This window comes from Saccharothrix luteola (genome assembly GCF_020859565.1).
In the GTDB taxonomy this organism is placed as follows: domain Bacteria; phylum Actinomycetota; class Actinomycetes; order Mycobacteriales; family Pseudonocardiaceae; genus Actinosynnema; species Actinosynnema luteola.
In genome coordinates this window covers 32,830-47,144 of the sequence record NZ_JAJHUO010000007.1, presented here as the reverse complement: position 1 = coordinate 47,144, position 14,315 = coordinate 32,830, and the positions used below count along the sequence as shown (strand labels likewise).

General features: G+C 70.5%; 15 protein-coding genes. 12 read left to right on the top strand and 3 right to left on the bottom strand.

Features of this window, described 5'->3' with window-relative positions; translation table 11 throughout:
- Positions 1–38: 38 nt before the first annotated feature.
- The 5 genes from LNK82_RS11470 to LNK82_RS11450 all read left to right on the top strand — a co-directional run bounded on the left by LNK82_RS11470 (position 39) and on the right by LNK82_RS11450 (position 4,937).
- Positions 39–1,214: a branched-chain amino acid ABC transporter substrate-binding protein gene (locus LNK82_RS11470; protein WP_230566927.1), complete on the top strand. Its 1,176-nt coding sequence runs from the start codon at positions 39–41 to the stop codon at positions 1,212–1,214.
- 130 nt (positions 1,215–1,344) lie between these two features.
- Complete coding sequence (locus tag LNK82_RS11465) at positions 1,345–2,307, top strand: branched-chain amino acid ABC transporter permease (protein WP_230566926.1); 963 nt, start codon at positions 1,345–1,347, stop codon at positions 2,305–2,307.
- Positions 2,304–3,470: a branched-chain amino acid ABC transporter permease gene (locus tag LNK82_RS11460; protein ID WP_308257197.1), complete on the top strand. Its 1,167-nt coding sequence runs from the start codon at positions 2,304–2,306 to the stop codon at positions 3,468–3,470. The genes LNK82_RS11465 and LNK82_RS11460 overlap by 4 nt, the downstream gene beginning before the upstream one ends.
- Before the next feature lie 32 nt (positions 3,471–3,502).
- The gene (locus tag LNK82_RS11455; RefSeq protein WP_230567167.1) at positions 3,503–4,243 is read left to right on the top strand and encodes an ABC transporter ATP-binding protein; all 741 of its coding nucleotides are present in this window, start codon (positions 3,503–3,505) and stop codon (positions 4,241–4,243) included.
- A complete protein-coding gene (locus LNK82_RS11450; RefSeq protein ID WP_230566924.1) occupies positions 4,233–4,937 on the top strand; it encodes an ABC transporter ATP-binding protein in 705 nt (234 codons plus the stop codon). The genes LNK82_RS11455 and LNK82_RS11450 overlap by 11 nt, the downstream gene beginning before the upstream one ends.
- A 24-nt stretch (positions 4,938–4,961) precedes the next feature.
- Here the strand turns inward: LNK82_RS11450 and LNK82_RS11445 are convergent, their stop codons facing one another.
- Both LNK82_RS11445 and LNK82_RS11440 read right to left on the bottom strand, forming a co-directional pair.
- Positions 4,962–5,516 carry a DUF4352 domain-containing protein gene (locus LNK82_RS11445; RefSeq protein ID WP_230566923.1) on the bottom strand — a complete coding sequence of 185 codons (555 nt, stop codon included), beginning with the start codon at positions 5,514–5,516 and terminating at the stop codon, positions 4,962–4,964.
- Positions 5,517–5,592: 76 nt separating this feature from the next.
- Entirely contained in the window at positions 5,593–6,015 is a 423-nt protein-coding gene (locus tag LNK82_RS11440) for a hotdog fold thioesterase (protein ID WP_230566922.1), read from the bottom strand.
- 65 nt (positions 6,016–6,080) lie between these two features.
- On the opposite strand from LNK82_RS11440, the gene polA reads away from it, so the two are divergent.
- Both polA and LNK82_RS11430 read left to right on the top strand, forming a co-directional pair.
- Complete coding sequence (gene polA / locus LNK82_RS11435; RefSeq protein ID WP_308257196.1) at positions 6,081–8,756, top strand: DNA polymerase I; 2,676 nt, start codon at positions 6,081–6,083, stop codon at positions 8,754–8,756.
- Between the two features lie 85 nt (positions 8,757–8,841).
- Positions 8,842–9,291, top strand: a complete 450-nt coding sequence (locus tag LNK82_RS11430) for a hypothetical protein (protein WP_230566921.1) — start codon at positions 8,842–8,844, stop codon at positions 9,289–9,291.
- Here the strand turns inward: LNK82_RS11430 and LNK82_RS11425 are convergent.
- On the bottom strand, positions 9,280–9,735 hold the full coding sequence (locus tag LNK82_RS11425) for a winged helix-turn-helix transcriptional regulator (RefSeq protein ID WP_230566920.1): 456 nt from the start codon (positions 9,733–9,735) through the stop codon (positions 9,280–9,282). The genes LNK82_RS11430 and LNK82_RS11425 overlap by 12 nt on opposite strands.
- A 77-nt stretch (positions 9,736–9,812) precedes the next feature.
- Here LNK82_RS11425 and LNK82_RS11420 point away from each other — a divergent pair, with 77 nt between their 5' ends.
- The 5 genes from LNK82_RS11420 (at position 9,813) to LNK82_RS11400 (ending at position 14,239) form a co-directional block, all read left to right on the top strand.
- Entirely contained in the window at positions 9,813–10,316 is a 504-nt protein-coding gene (locus LNK82_RS11420) for a GNAT family N-acetyltransferase (protein ID WP_230566919.1), read from the top strand.
- 14 nt (positions 10,317–10,330) lie between these two features.
- A complete protein-coding gene (locus LNK82_RS11415) occupies positions 10,331–11,632 on the top strand; it encodes an alpha/beta hydrolase (RefSeq protein ID WP_230566918.1) in 1,302 nt (433 codons plus the stop codon).
- A gap of 118 nt (positions 11,633–11,750) precedes the next feature.
- The gene (locus LNK82_RS11410) at positions 11,751–13,043 is read left to right on the top strand and encodes a Gfo/Idh/MocA family protein (protein ID WP_230566917.1); all 1,293 of its coding nucleotides are present in this window, start codon (positions 11,751–11,753) and stop codon (positions 13,041–13,043) included.
- 9 nt (positions 13,044–13,052) lie between these two features.
- The gene (locus LNK82_RS11405; protein ID WP_230566916.1) at positions 13,053–13,649 is read left to right on the top strand and encodes a P-loop NTPase family protein; all 597 of its coding nucleotides are present in this window, start codon (positions 13,053–13,055) and stop codon (positions 13,647–13,649) included.
- A complete protein-coding gene (locus LNK82_RS11400) occupies positions 13,646–14,239 on the top strand; it encodes a Rossmann-fold NAD(P)-binding domain-containing protein (RefSeq protein WP_230566915.1) in 594 nt (197 codons plus the stop codon). Before LNK82_RS11405 ends, LNK82_RS11400 begins: the two co-directional genes overlap by 4 nt.
- Positions 14,240–14,315: the final 76 nt, after the last annotated feature.

Genomic DNA, 14,315 nt, shown 5'->3' with positions numbered 1-14,315 from the left:
CTACCGGCGGGATGGTTGGTGTCATGGGAGGTATTCCGGTGTCAGGAGCACGACTCGGCCGAGTTCTGGCGCTGGCGGCGGCTTCGTCGCTGGCGCTCGCGGCTTGTGCCGGAGGCGGCGGCAGTGGCGACGCGGGTGGCGACGTCACCTCGGTCAAGATCGGGTTCATGGGTGACCTCACCGGTGAGAACGCGGCGATCGTGATCCCGCCCCGGAACGGTGCGGTGATGGCGGTCGAGGAGTACAACGCCAAGAACCCCAAGGTCAAGATCGAGCTGGTGCAGTACGACAGCCAGGGCAAGGCTGACCAGGCCACCTCGTTGATCACGAAGGCCATCACGCAGGACAAGATCGTGGCCCTCATCGGCCCGGCCTTCTCCGGCGAGTCCAAGGCCATCGGCGGCCAGCTGGAGGAGGGCAAGATCCCCAGCGTCTCGCCGTCGGCCACGAACCCCGGTCTGGCCCAGAACGGCTGGACCTACTGGCACCGCGTCGTCGCGAACGACGCCGACCAGGGCCCCGGTATCGCGGACTTCCTGGTGAAGGCCAAGAGCCCGAAGAAGGCGTTCGTCCTGTCCGACGACCAGGAGTACAGCGTCGGCCTGGCCGACGCCGTCGCCCAGTCGTTCGAGAAGTCGAGCGTGACGGTCGAGCGCGACAAGTTCTCCAAGGACGCGTCCGACTACTCGTCCACCGTCACGAAGGTCGCCGCGGCGAACCCCGACGTGATCGTCTTCGGCGGGTACTACGCGCAGGCCGGCCGGCTGCTCAAGCAGCTGCGCGACGGCGGCGTCAAGGCCACCTTCGCCTCCGGTGACGGCTCGCTCGACCAGCAGCTCGTGACCGGTGCGGGCACCGAGGCCGCCGAGGGCGCCGTCCTCGCCTGCCCGTGCAACATCCCGACGCCCGACGTGACCGGCGCGCTGAAGACGTTCTTCGACAACTACAAGAAGAGCGCCAACGTCGACCCCGCGATCTACGCGACCGAGGGCTACGACGCCGCGACGTCGTTCATCAAGGCCGTCGAGGCGGGCAACACCACCGGCGAGAAGATCAACGAGTTCCTGAAGACGGTCAGCTTCGAGGGCGTCTCCAAGCCGATCAAGTTCAAGGCGAACGGCGAGCCCGAGAACAACGCGATCTTCATCTACCAGGTCGTCGACGGCAAGGTGAAGCTGCTGGGTGCGGCGGAGGAAGCGAAGCTGGAAGGGTGATCCGGCGACGGATCAGGCAAGTGAGCTAGCGCGCTGGGGAGCGGGAGCGTCGTGCGAACGACAGTTCCCGCTCCCCGTCACTATGGCGAAGTTTCTTTCCTCCCCGCCCGTCCCGTGAGGCAAACCTGTCATGCTTGATGATTTCCTCAACCAGTTCCTGCCCAGTACGGTGGGCGGCCTGGTGTTCGGCTCCATCTACGCACTCGTCGCCCTCGGCTACACGATGGTCTACGGCGTGCTGCGTCTGATCAACTTCGCGCACTCCGAGATCTTCATGATCGGCACCTTCACGTCGCTCGTGGTGATCACGGCGATCGCGCCCGCGTCGCCCCTGACCGGGATCGCCCTGTTCGGCGTGATGCTGTTGATCATCGTGGCGTCCGCGGCGATCTCCGGCGGCGCCGCGATGCTGCTGGAGCTGGTGGCCTACCGGCCGCTGCGCAGAAAGGGTGCGACCAGGCTCACCGCGCTGATCTCCGCGATCGGTGCGTCGCTGTTCCTCCAGGAACTGTTCGCGCTGGTCATCATCCCCTGGTTGACCGGCAACGCCGGGCGCAACCAGCAGTCCTCGGCGCGCATCGTCGACCGCGACACGGTGTTCACCGTGGGCAACGCGGCCATCCGCATCGACCAGATCATCGTCGTGGTCGCCGCGGTCATCATGATGATCGCGCTCGACCGCCTGGTGAACCGGACCAAGATCGGTCGCGGCATCCGCGCCACGGCGCAGGACCCTGAAGCCGCCGTGCTCATGGGCGTCAGCATCGACAACATCGTGCGGGTGACGTTCCTGCTCGGTGGCGCGATGGCCGGCGTCGCGGGCGCGCTCTACCTGATGGAGTTCGAGAACACCGTCTTCAACGTCGGTTTCGTGCTCGGCATCAAGGCGTTCACCGCGGCCGTGCTCGGCGGTATCGGCAACCTCCGCGGCGCGCTGCTCGGCGGTATCGTGCTCGGCCTCATCGAGAACTGGGGCGCGATCTTCCTGGGTTCGGAGTGGAAGGACGTGATCGCGTTCACCGTGCTGGTGGTCGTGCTGATGTTCCGCCCGACCGGCATCCTCGGCGAATCCCTGCAGAAGGCCCGCGCATGAAAGGCAACGGAGTGACTGGCAACGCGAATCCGTTGAGGCGCGTCGGCGCCCTGTTCGACGGCGCACGCGACTGGTGGGAACGCGCCAAGACCTGGCAGCGGTTCGTCGTCTACCTCGGCGCGATCGTGTTCGCGCTGATCCTGCCCGCGCCCTGGATCGGCACGTTCATGTCGCCGGGCGCGGACTGGACCACGGTGCTGATCTACCCGATCGGCACCTACATCCTGCTGGCGATCGGCCTGAACGTGGTCGTCGGCCAAGCGGGCCTGCTCGACCTCGGTTTCGTCGCGTTCTTCGCCATCGGCGGCTACACGCTGGCCTACTTCGCCACCGAGCACGGCTGGTCGTACTGGCCGACGGTGGTGTTCGGCATCTTCCTGGCGGCGGTCTCGGGCGTCATCCTCGGCGCGCCGACGCTGCGGTTGCGCGGCGACTACCTGGCGATCGTGACGCTCGGCTTCGGCGAGATCATCCGCATCACCGCGAACAACACCGACGAGATCGGCGGCGCGCGCGGCATCCCCAACATCCCGCACCCGACGGACGTGCCGGCGATCGGCCTGGACTTCGGCGTGCTGCCCGCGCCGTACTACTACCTGATGGTCGCCGCGATCGTGCTGGTGATCATCTTCTCGGTGCGGCTGCAGAAGAGCCGCGTCGGGCGCGCGTGGGCGGCGATCCGGGAGGACGAGGACGCGGCCGAGCTGATGGGCGTGCCGACGTTCAAGTTCAAGCTGCTCGCCTTCGCCATCGGCGCCATGATCGGCGGCCTGGCCGGCGGCATCTACGCGGGCAAGGCCGTGTTCATCGAGCCGGGCACCTTCCCGTTCATCCTGTCCGCGACCATCCTCGCCGCGGTCGTGCTCGGCGGCGCGGGCAACCTGCCCGGTGTCATGCTCGGCGCGTTCGTGATCGCCTGGCTGCCCGAGCGGTTCCGCGAGGTCGACTGGCTGAAGGAAGCGCTGGGCAAGGACCCGGCCGAGTACCGCATCCTGCTGTTCGGCGGTGTGCTGGTGCTGATGATGGCGTTGCGGCCGGAGGGCCTGCTGCCCTCCCGCAGGCGGAAGGCCGAACTGCACGAGGGCACCGGCGGCATGGGCACCATGGGTGCCGAGGTCGCGGGTCCGGACACCGATGTCTCGACGACGGAGGCGGCCAAGTGAGCACTCCCGTCCTTCAGCTGGACAACGTGACCATGCGCTTCGGCGGCGTGGTCGCGCTCCGCGAAGCGAAGATCAGCGTCGGCCAGGGCGAGATCTTCGCCCTGATCGGGCCCAACGGCGCGGGCAAGACCACCGTGTTCAACGTGGTCACCGGCGTCTACCAGCCCACCGAGGGCCAGGTGTTGTTCAACGGCGCCCGGATCGACGGCACCAAGCGGTTCAAGATCACCAAGCTGGGCATCGCCCGCACGTTCCAGAACATCCGGCTGTTCCACAACATGTCGGCGCTGGAGAACGTGATGGTCGGCGCGGACGCGCACCACAAGACCGGTGCGGTCGGCGCCACGCTCGGCCTGCCCTGGCACCGCAAGGAGGAGAAGCGCGGTCGCGAGCTGGCGCGGGAGTTGCTCGACTTCGTCGGCATCCCCGGCCGGATGACCGAGACCGCGAAGAACCTGCCCTACGGCGACCAGCGGCGGCTGGAGATCGCCCGCGCGCTGGCCACGGACCCGAAGCTGCTGCTGCTGGACGAGCCGGCGGCCGGCATGAACCCGGCCGAGAAGGAATCGCTGCAGGCGCTGATCCGCAAGATCCGCGACAGCGGCCGGACCGTGCTGCTGATCGAGCACGACATGAGCCTGGTCATGGGCGTCAGCGACCGCGTGGCGGTGCTGGACTTCGGCCAGCTGATCGCAGAAGGGCTCCCGCAAGAGGTGCAGAGCAACCCGAAGGTCATCGAGGCGTACCTGGGGGTGTCCGAAGATGCTTCTTGAGCTCAAGGACATCCACGTCCACTACGGCAAGATCGCCGCGATCAAGGGCATCAGCCTGCAGGTCGAGGACGGTGAGATCGTCTCGCTCATCGGCGCCAACGGCGCGGGCAAGACGACCACGCTGAAGACCATCTCCGGGTTGCGCCCGCTGACCAGCGGCCAGGTGCTGTTCAACGGCGTGGACATCTCCAAGATGCCCGGCCACAAGCGGGTCATCGCGGGCATCGGCCAGTCACCGGAAGGCCGCGGCGTGTTCCCCGGCATGACGGTGCAGGAGAACCTGCTGATGGGCGCGTACACCCGCAAGGACGCGCTCGACGCCGACCTGGCCGAGGTCTACGAGCTGTTCCCGCGGCTGGCGGAGCGCAAGAACCAGTTCGGCGGCACCATGTCCGGCGGCGAGCAGCAGATGATCGCCATCGGCCGGGCGTTGATGACCAAGCCGAAGGTGCTCCTGCTGGACGAGCCGTCGATGGGCCTCGCGCCCATGCTCATCGCGCAGATCTTCGAGATCATCAAGGAGATCAACAAGCGCGGCACGACCGTGCTGCTGGTGGAGCAGAACGCGCAGCAGGCGCTGAAGCTCTCCGACCGCGCGTACGTGCTGGAGACCGGCCGGGTCGTGAAGAGCGCCCCCGGACCGGCGTTGTTGGACGACCCCCAGGTGCGCGCGGCGTACCTCGGCGGGCACTGAGCCGCGGACCCGCCGGCCCGGCCCTCAGGGCTGGGCCAGCGGGATCTCGGTGCTCGACTCGTCCTTCAGGTCGGTCAGCGTCGGCCCGCCGTACACGCGCAGGGCCAGCGGTTTCGCGTCCTTGGGCAGGTCGTAGTAGACGTCGTACTCCAGGCGCACGTTCGCGCCCAGGTCGATCGTCTCCGGCTGCCGCTTGATGGCCATGGCCTGCGTGTCGACCGGGTGCTCGGCCTCTCGGTCGTCGATCAGCACGTGCCGGCGCGCGTCGAACGACACACTGCTGCGGCCGTTGTTGACCACGCTCATCCGGATCCGCACGAACTGGCCCTTGGCGTGGAACTCGGCGTGGCTGCCGATCAGCGTCGGCATCTCCGTGGTCAGGCCGACCAGCGTGAACGCCGTGTCGCCGTCCGCGGTGGTCGGTATCTTGAGCGGCTTCTCGTCCGGGCGCACCGTCTGCACGGGCACCGGGTACGTCGCCGCCGACGTCGCCGTGGTCTCGGGCCCGGCCACGACCGGGGTGTCACCGCACCCGGCCGCCGCCAGCACCACGGCCATCACCACCACCACGCGCCGCACGCCCACCTCCGACTCACCGGGTCACGACCGACCGGGTCACCTTGAATTGCACACCTCGGGTGGCCGAACCGCACCTTCACACCTTCGGGGCATCTTTGAGGAAGCACGTCAGCCGGGCCGTGCAGGCGCGCCGGTCCTGCTCGTCGGTGATCACGATCTCGTAGGTGGCGGTGCTGCGACCGCGGTGGATCGGCGTGCACACCCCCGTGACGACGCCCTCGGCCACGGCCCGGTGGTGCGTGCACGACAGCTCCAGCCCCACGGCCAGCCGGTCCGGCGCCGCGTGCATGGCCGCCGCGACCGAGCCGAGCGTCTCCGCCAGCACCGCGTTCGCGCCGCCGTGCAGCAACCCGTACGGCTGGCGGTTGCCCTTCACCGGCATCGTCCCGACCAGCCTGTCGGCATCCCATCGGGTGATCTCGATGCCCAGCTTCGAGGTGAGCTGCTCGTGGGCGGCGGCCTGGTCGGCGCCGGGGATGTCCTCGGGTGCTGGCGTCACGTGTGCTCCAGTGGGTGCTGCCCAGTCGGTGCGGTGTTGTCGGACCCTCACCCTAGACTCGGGCCGTGAGCACTTCAGAAGCCTCCCGCCTGCTGCTGGTCGACGGTCACTCCATGGCCTACCGCGCTTTCTTCGCGCTGCCCAAGGAGAACTTCCAGACGGGCACGGGCCAGACCACCAACGCGGTCTACGGCTTCACCTCGATGCTCATCAACCTGCTGCGCGACGAGAAGCCGACGCACATCGCGGTGGCGTTCGACGTCTCGCGCAAGACCTTCCGCACCGAGGCCTACGCGGAGTACAAGGCCGGTCGCAGCGAGACACCGGACGAGTTCCGCGGCCAGGTCAGCCTCATCGAGGACGTCCTGGGCACGCTGAACGTCCCCGTGCTGTCCAAGGCGAACTTCGAGGCCGACGACCTGATCGCCACGCTCACCACGCAGGCCACGGCGCTGGGCTTCGAGGTGCTGATCTGCACCGGCGACCGCGACGCGTTGCAGCTGGTCACGGACAAGGTCACGGTGCTGTACCCGGTCAAGGGCGTGTCCGAGATGGCCCGGTACACCCCCGAGCTGGTGCTGGAGAAGCAGGGCGTGCCGCCCGCGCTGTACGCCGACTACGCGGCCGTGCGGGGCGACTCGTCGGACAACCTGCCGAACACGCCCGGCGTCGGCCCCAAGACCATCGTCAAGCTGCTCACCCAGTTCGGTTCGCTGAACGGGCTGATCGACCACATCGACGAGGTGCCGGGCAAGGTCGGCGACGCGCTGCGGGCGAACCTGGCCAACATCATGCTGAACCGGCAGCTCACCGAGCTGGTGCGCGACGTCGAGCTGCCCCTGGGCCCGGCGGAGCTCCAGGCCCGGCCGTGGGACCGCGACGCCGTGCACCGGCTGTTCGACGAGCTGGAGTTCCGGGTGCTGCGGGACCGGCTGTTCTCGACCCTGTCCACCGCCGAGCCGGAGGCCGAGGAGGGCTTCACGGTCAGCGGCGGCGCGGTCGAGGTCGGCGGGGTGGCCGCGTGGCTCGACGCGCACGCGCGCTCGGGCCGGGTCGGCATCGCGTTCCGCTCCTCGGGCGGCGACCTGGAGGGCGTGGCGCTGGCCGCGGTCGGCGGCGAGGGCGGGTACGTCGAGGTCGCGTCGCTGACCGAGGCCGACGAGAACGCGCTGGCCGCGTGGCTGGCCGACGAGTCCGTGGTCAAGGCGGCGCACGACCTGAAGCTGCCGCTGCGGGCGCTGCGGGCGCGCGGCTGGAAGCTGCGCGGGGTCGGCAGCGACACGGCGCTGGCCGCCTACCTGGTGCGGCCCGGCCAGCGGTCGTTCGCGCTGGACGACCTGGCGCTGCGCTACCTCAAGCGCGAGCTGCGGGCCGAGGAGCCCGACGACGGGCAGCTGTCGCTGCTGGCCGACGAGGCGGAGGAGCGGCAGAAGACCGCGCAGGCGGCGATCGTGCGGGCGTTCGCGGTGGCGGAGCTGGCCGACGCGCTGGACGCGGAGCTGGTCGCCACCGGCCAGGAGTCGCTGCTGGCGAACCTGGAGCTGCCGCTGATGATGGTGCTCGACGACGTCGAGGCGGTCGGCATCGCGATCGACACCGAGCACCTGGCGGCGTTGGAGGCGCACTTCGCGGCGGGCGTGAAGCAGGCCGCGCAGGACGCGTACTCGGTGATCGGCAAGGAGATCAACCTCGGCTCGCCCAAGCAGCTGCAGACGGTGCTGTTCGACGAGCTGAACATGCCGAAGACGAAGAAGACCAAGACCGGGTACACCACCGACGCGGACGCGTTGCAGAACCTGTTCGAGTCCACCCAGCACCCGTTCCTGCAGCACCTGCTCGCGCACCGGGACGTGACCAGGCTGAAGTCGACCGTCGACGGGCTGCTCAAGTCGGTGGCCGACGACGGCCGCATCCACACCACGTTCCACCAGACGATCGCGGCGACCGGCCGGCTGTCGTCCACCGACCCGAACCTGCAGAACATCCCGATCCGCACGGACGAGGGCAGGCGCATCCGCGAGGCGTTCGTGGTCGGGCCGGGCTACGCCGAGCTGATGACCGCCGACTACAGCCAGATCGAGATGCGGATCATGGCCCACCTGTCCGAGGACGAGGGCCTGATCGAGGCGTTCCGCAGCGGCGAGGACCTGCACACGTTCGTCGCGTCGCGCGCGTTCTCGGTGCCGACCTCGGAGGTCGGCGCCGAGCAGCGCCGCCGGGTGAAGGCCATGTCGTACGGGTTGGCGTACGGGCTCTCGGAGTACGGGCTGGCGCAGCAGCTGCGGATCTCGGCGGCCGAGGCGCGGGAGCAGAAGGAGGCGTACTTCGCCCGGTTCGGCGGGGTGCGCGACTACCTGCACGCGGTGGTCGAGGAGGCGCGGAAGAAGGGCTACACCGAGACGATCCTCGGCCGCCGGCGCTACCTGCCCGACCTGACCAGCGACAACCGGCAGCGCCGCGAGATGGCCGAGCGGATGGCGTTGAACGCGCCGATCCAGGGCAGCGCGGCGGACATCATCAAGGTCGCGATGCTCGGCGTGTTCCGCGCGCTGGAGGAGTCGGGCCTGCGGTCGCGGATGCTGCTCCAGGTGCACGACGAACTGGTGCTGGAGATCGCCGAGGGCGAGCGCGAGCAGGTGGAGGCGCTGGTCCGCGCGGAGATGGGCGGGGCGTACCGGCTGTCGGTGGCGATGGAGGTCTCGGTGGGCGTCGGCCGTTCCTGGGACGCCGCCGCGCACTGAGCCGCTCCGGCCGCGCGGTACGGACAGCCGTACTTCGCTCGCCGCCGACAGGGGTCATCATTCCTGGTGGCGGAGGGGGTGGGCGATGTCCGGCGGTCCGGTGTGGGGTGGCGGTGCCCGGTGGTCGAGGCTGTTCCTCCCGATCGGCGTGTTCCTCGCGCTCTTCGGCGTGCTGAACGCGGCCGAGCTGCCGTTGGGGTGGAAGGACCGGCAGCAGCAGTTCGGCCGGTACCTGGACGCCACGCTCGGCCTCGGCGCCGACTGGGTGCTGCCGCTGATCTGGCTCGTGAAGCTCGTGGAGCTGGCGTTGGGGCTGGTCGCGGTGGCCGCGGTGCTCCGGCGCAGCACCCGGTGGCTCGCGGCGGCGGTGATCGGCTGGCTGGGGGTGTTCACCGCGTTCACCGCGATGGACGTCTGGGCGGCCGACCGCGTCGAGCTGCAGGAGCACACGGTCTACTTCGTCATGTTCGCCGTGCTGCTCGGACTGCTCTTCGTGGTCTCGGCGGTCGAGCAGGTGCTCGCCTCACGCACGTGAGTCGCGCAGCGGCGTGACGCGGACGTCGCGCGCGGTCAGCTCGGCGCCGCACCCCTCGCACGACACGTGCACGCCGACGTCGCCACCGCACGTGCGGTGGTGCAGGTCGAACGAGGGGCCCTCGGGCGACGCCATCCAGCGGTCGCCCCACTTCCGCAGCGCCATCAGCACCGGGTAGAGGTCGAGGCCCTTCTCGGTCAGCCGGTACTCGTACCGGGTCCGCACGTCCTTGTACGCCTCACGGCGGAGGATGCCCTCCTCGACCAGCGTGCCGAGGCGCTCGGTCAGCACGCTGCGCGAGATGTCCATCTCGGTCTGGAAGTCCTCGAACCGCCGCGTGCCCAGGAACGCCTGCCGCAGCAGCAGCAACGTCCAGCGCTCGCCCAGCAGGGCGGCCGGCAGCGACACGGTGCACAGCTCGTCGGAGACCTTCACAGGGGCCATGCCGTCCGACGATACCCCTTGCGTTCGGAAAACGAATCCCGCTAGGGTTCGGAATCCGAACTCAAGGGGCGCTCGCCATGAAGGTCCGCGAACTGCACGCCGCCGAGGCGGGCCACGCCGTCGACGCGGTCTTCCACGGCCTGTCGGCGCGGAGCCGCTACCTGCGCTTCCACGCGCCGGTGCCCCGCCTCACCGCGTCCATGCGGCGCCGGCTGACCGACCTCGACGGCCACCGCAAGGTCGCCGTCGTCGCGGAGTGCCGCCGCACGCCCGTCGGCATCGCCCGCCTGATCGCCACCGGCGAGGACACCGCCGAGATCGCGCTCGCCGTGGTGGACCCGTGGCAGCGCAAGGGCGTCGGCACCGAGCTCATGGCCGCCCTGGGCCGGCTGGCCGTCGACCTGCGCTACGCCGAGCTGCACGGCGACGTGCTGGGGGAGAACGAGCCCATGCTGCGCCTGGTCGCGCGCGTCTTCCCCGGCGCGCGGCTGACCCGCGACGAGGACGACGTCATCCGCGTCTCCTATCCGTTGAACTACCGGTTGACCCACGAAGACCTGGTGGCCGACCTGCGGTGGTGAGCAGAATGGGGCCCATGCGACGGATCTTCGGGTTGGCGCTCGTCCTGGTCCTGCTGGCGCCACCGGCCGCGGCGTCGACGCCGCCCGGTGGGCAACCACTGCCCGGCTACACCATCGACAACCCGCCGTTGCCGCCCGCGCAGGTCGGCGGCGAGCCGTCACGCGTGCTCCAGGGCGTGCACGAGCACGCGGCCTACACGATCGAGGTGCCGCCGCGCTGGAACGGCCGCCTGGTCATGTGGGCGCACGGCTACCGCGGCCCGAGCACCGTGCTCACGGTCGACCCGCCCGCGTACGGCCTGCGCCAGAAGCTGCTCGACCAGGGCTTCGCCTGGGCCGCCTCCAGCTACTACGCCAACAACTACGACGTGAAGGCCGGCGTCCTGGGCACGCACGGCCTGGCCAAGCACTTCGGGAAGCTCGTCGGCAAGCCCCGCGACACGTTCATCGCGGGTGTCTCCATGGGCGGCCACGTCATCGGGCGCTCCCTGGAGCAGTTCCCCGGCTTCTACAAGGCCGCGCTGCCGATGTGCGGCGTGCTCGGCGACCAGGAGCTGTTCGACTTCTTCCTCGACTTCAACCTCACCGCGCAGGCCATCAGCGGCATCCGCGCGTGGCCCGCGCCGGCCGACTACCTGACCGCCGTCGTGCCGCGCATCCAGGCCGAACTCGGGCTGACGGGCACGCCGAACGAGCGCGGCGCGCAGTTCGCGTCGGTCGTCGCCAACCGCAGCGGCGGCCCGCGTCCCGGCGCGGCGCCCGCGGTCGCGTACTGGAAGGACTTCGTGTTCGGCCTCGCCGCCACGCCGTCCGGCGATGGCCTCGCCGCGAACCCCGGCCAGATCGCCACCAACGCCCTGACCCGGTACGAGCCGAACGCGCCGGTCGACGTCAACCGCGAGGTGCAGCGCGTGCTGCCGGCGAACCTGAAGGCCCGCGTCACGCCGAAGCTGACCGAGGTGCCGCGCGTCGTCGGCCGCCCGACCGCGCCGGTGCTGTCGCTGCACGGCCTCGGCGACCTGTTCGTGCCGTTCTCGATGGAGCAGCTCTACGAGCGGGACGTCGAGCGCAACGGCCGCGGCCACCTGCTCGTGCAGCGGGCGATCCGCGCGATCGGCCACTGCGAGTTCAGCCCGAACGAGGTCGGCGCGGCCTGGGACGACCTGCTGACCTGGGCCGACACCGGTCGCCGCCCCGCGGGCGACGTGGTGGGCGACCCGGCCGTCGTCGCCGCGCCCGGCTACGGCTGCCGCTTCACCGACCCCACCGCCTACACCGCGCCCAACACCACCCGCCGCCTCTTCCCGGCCTGCTAGGAGGCCTTCGGCCGGCCGCACGCCGACCGGAGTCGCCGCCCACCCGGTGGGACCCGGCCTTGACGACGTGCCGTCGGGGCGGGTTAGCGTGATGGAAAGCGCTTACCAGGAGGCACGCATGGCACGCAGGCGTTACGCGGTCGTCGGCACCGGCGCCCGCGCCGAACTGCACGTCGACGCGATCGTCGGGCACCCGGAGCAGGGGGAGCTGGTCGCGTTCTGCGACGTCAACCCCAGCCGCATGGCCGCGCACAACGAACGCCTCGACCGGCCCGTCCCGACCTACGCCGCCGCGGACTTCCTCCGGATGATCGAGATCGAGAGGGTCGACGTCGTCGTGGTCTGCACGGTCGACCGCCACCACGACACCTACATCGTGGAAGCGCTGGACGCGGGCTGCGACGTCGTCACCGAGAAGCCGATGACGGTCGACCCGGCGGGCGTCGGCAAGGTCTTCGACGCGGTCGAGCGGACCGACGGCCGGGTCACCGTCACGTTCAACTACCGGTACAACCCGGTGCACGAGAAGGTCCGCGAGCTGCTGACCGGCGGCGCGGTCGGCGAGATCGGTTCAGCGCACTTCGAGTGGCTGCTCGACGTGCGCCACGGCGCCGACTACTTCCGCCGCTGGCACCGCGACAAGGCCGACTCCGGCGGTCTGATGGTGCACAAGGCCACCCACCACTTCGACCTGCTCAACTGGTGGGTCGACTCGGTGCCCGAGGTCGTGTACGCGCACGGGCGGCTGTTCTTCTACGGCGACGAGAACGGCAAGCGTCACGGCCACCACCGGCCCTACGACCGCGTGCACGGCTCGCCGGAGGCCCGGGACGACCCCTTCGCGCTGCACGTCGAGCGGGACGCGTGGCTGCGCCGGCTCTACCTCGACGCCGAGCACGAGGACGGCTACCACCGCGACCGGAACCCGTTCGCGCCCGGGGTGTCCATTGAGGACGACATGTCGGTGCTGGTGCGCTACGCCAACGGCGCGAACCTGACCTACCACCTCACGGCCTACTCGCCGTGGGAGGGCTACCGGCTGATGGTCAACGGCAGCTGCGGCCGGCTGGAGCTGGAGGTCGTGGAGAACAGCTGGGTCAGCGGGCAGCAGCCGGCGGTGCACGGCAAGGAGGCCAACCCCGAGGAGGGGCACGTGCGGCTGACCGTGCAGCCGCTGTTCGGGCGGGCCGAGGAGGTCCCGCTGGAGGCCGGTGGCGCCGGGCACGGCGGCGCGGACGCGCGGATGACCCGGGTGCTGTACGGCCCGCCCGGCCAACCGGACCCGCTCGGCCGCCGGGCCACGCACCGCGACGGCGCGTTGTCCCTGGTCACCGGGTTCGCGGCGAATCGGAGCTTCGAGACCGGAGGACCCGTGCGCGTGGCGGAGTTGCTCGACGTCGGATGGCGGTAGCCTGGCTCGGTGCCGCTCCTGGGACCAGCCGACGAGTTGCCGCACCCGCCGCGTCGGGTGCTCGTGGCCGGCACGTCCGGCTCCGGGAAATCGACCCTGGCCAGTCTCGTCGCACGCACCCTCGGCCTGTCCTATGTGGAGATGGACTCGTTGTTCCACGGTCCACAGTGGACGCCCCGACCCGAGTTCGAGGCCGACGTCCGCCGGTTCGTCAAGGGCGACGCGTGGGCGACCGAGTGGCAGTACCGCCTGGCGCGGCCGGTGCTGCTGGAGCACGCCGACACGCTGGTCTGGCTGGACCACCCCCGGCACGTGGTGATGCGGCGGGTGACGGTGCGGACGGCGGTGCGCCGGCTGCGCCGCGAGGAGCTGTGGAACGGCAACGTCGAACCGCCCCTGCGGACGGTGTTCACCGATCCCGAGCACCTGTTGCGGTGGGCGTGGAAGTCGCATGCCCGCACCGGCGAGCGAGTCGGGGAGGTGCTCCGGGGCGAGCACGCCGACCGGCTCGCGGTGGTGCGGCTGCGCGGGCAGCGTGAGGTCGACCAATGGCGGTCCGGCCCGTTGCGACGAGCGGCGGAGCGCGGCGAGGAGTCGGTGCGATGAGCGAGCGGACGGCGTTGGTCCTGGGTGGCACCGGGATGCTGAAGGGGTGCGCGGACGAGCTGCTGGCGCAGGGGTGGCAGGTCGTGCTGCCCAGCCGGCGGCCCGAGGGCGTGCTGGGCGGCGCGGCGAAGGCGGCCCTGCGCGGTGGCGCCCACGTGCCCCACGTGAGCGGCGCGGAGGGGGCGCGGGTCGCCGTGGCCGCGGACTGGTCGAGACCGGCCGAGCTGGCCGACCGCGTGCGCGAGGTGATGGAGCAGCCCGCCGACCTGCTGGTCGCGTGGGTGCACGCGAGCTACCGGGACCCCGTGCTGCGGGCCGTCGCACCCCTGCTCGCGCCGCACGCGCCGGTGGTCGAGGTGCACGACAGCGGCGCGATCCAGGCGGTCCGGGGCGTGCCCGACCCGGCTCTCGACGGCCACCCGACGCAGCAGGTCGTGCTGGGTTTCGTGCGGCACGGCGGCAGCACCCGCTGGCTCAGCCACGAGGAGGCGTCGGTCGGCGTGCTCGAAGCCGTCCACCGGGCCCTGGACGGCAAGGCGCCGTCGGTGCACCAGGTCGGCGAGATCGACACCTGGGCCGCACGGCACTAGCCCACCTGCCGACACACCGCCCGATGCGGGTTCACGGTGCGGGTTCGATGCGATACTCAGCGTGCCGGACAGTGCA

What these genes read in the sequence shown, in the direction of transcription:
- LNK82_RS11465 (WP_230566926.1), top strand. Translation starts at nt 1,345, where the DNA reads ATGCTTGATGATTTCCTCAACCAGTTCCTGCCCAGTACGGTGGGCGGC.
- LNK82_RS11460 (WP_308257197.1), top strand. Translation starts at nt 2,304, where the DNA reads ATGAAAGGCAACGGAGTGACTGGCAACGCGAATCCGTTGAGGCGCGTC.
- LNK82_RS11455 (WP_230567167.1), top strand. Translation starts at nt 3,503, where the DNA reads ATGCGCTTCGGCGGCGTGGTCGCGCTCCGCGAAGCGAAGATCAGCGTC.
- LNK82_RS11450 (WP_230566924.1), top strand. Translation starts at nt 4,233, where the DNA reads ATGCTTCTTGAGCTCAAGGACATCCACGTCCACTACGGCAAGATCGCC.
- LNK82_RS11430 (WP_230566921.1), top strand. Translation starts at nt 8,842, where the DNA reads ATGTCCGGCGGTCCGGTGTGGGGTGGCGGTGCCCGGTGGTCGAGGCTG.
- LNK82_RS11425 (WP_230566920.1), bottom strand. Translation starts at nt 9,735, where the DNA reads ATGGCCCCTGTGAAGGTCTCCGACGAGCTGTGCACCGTGTCGCTGCCG.
- LNK82_RS11420 (WP_230566919.1), top strand. Translation starts at nt 9,813, where the DNA reads ATGAAGGTCCGCGAACTGCACGCCGCCGAGGCGGGCCACGCCGTCGAC.
- LNK82_RS11415 (WP_230566918.1), top strand. Translation starts at nt 10,331, where the DNA reads ATGCGACGGATCTTCGGGTTGGCGCTCGTCCTGGTCCTGCTGGCGCCA.
- LNK82_RS11410 (WP_230566917.1), top strand. Translation starts at nt 11,751, where the DNA reads ATGGCACGCAGGCGTTACGCGGTCGTCGGCACCGGCGCCCGCGCCGAA.
- LNK82_RS11400 (WP_230566915.1), top strand. Translation starts at nt 13,646, where the DNA reads ATGAGCGAGCGGACGGCGTTGGTCCTGGGTGGCACCGGGATGCTGAAG.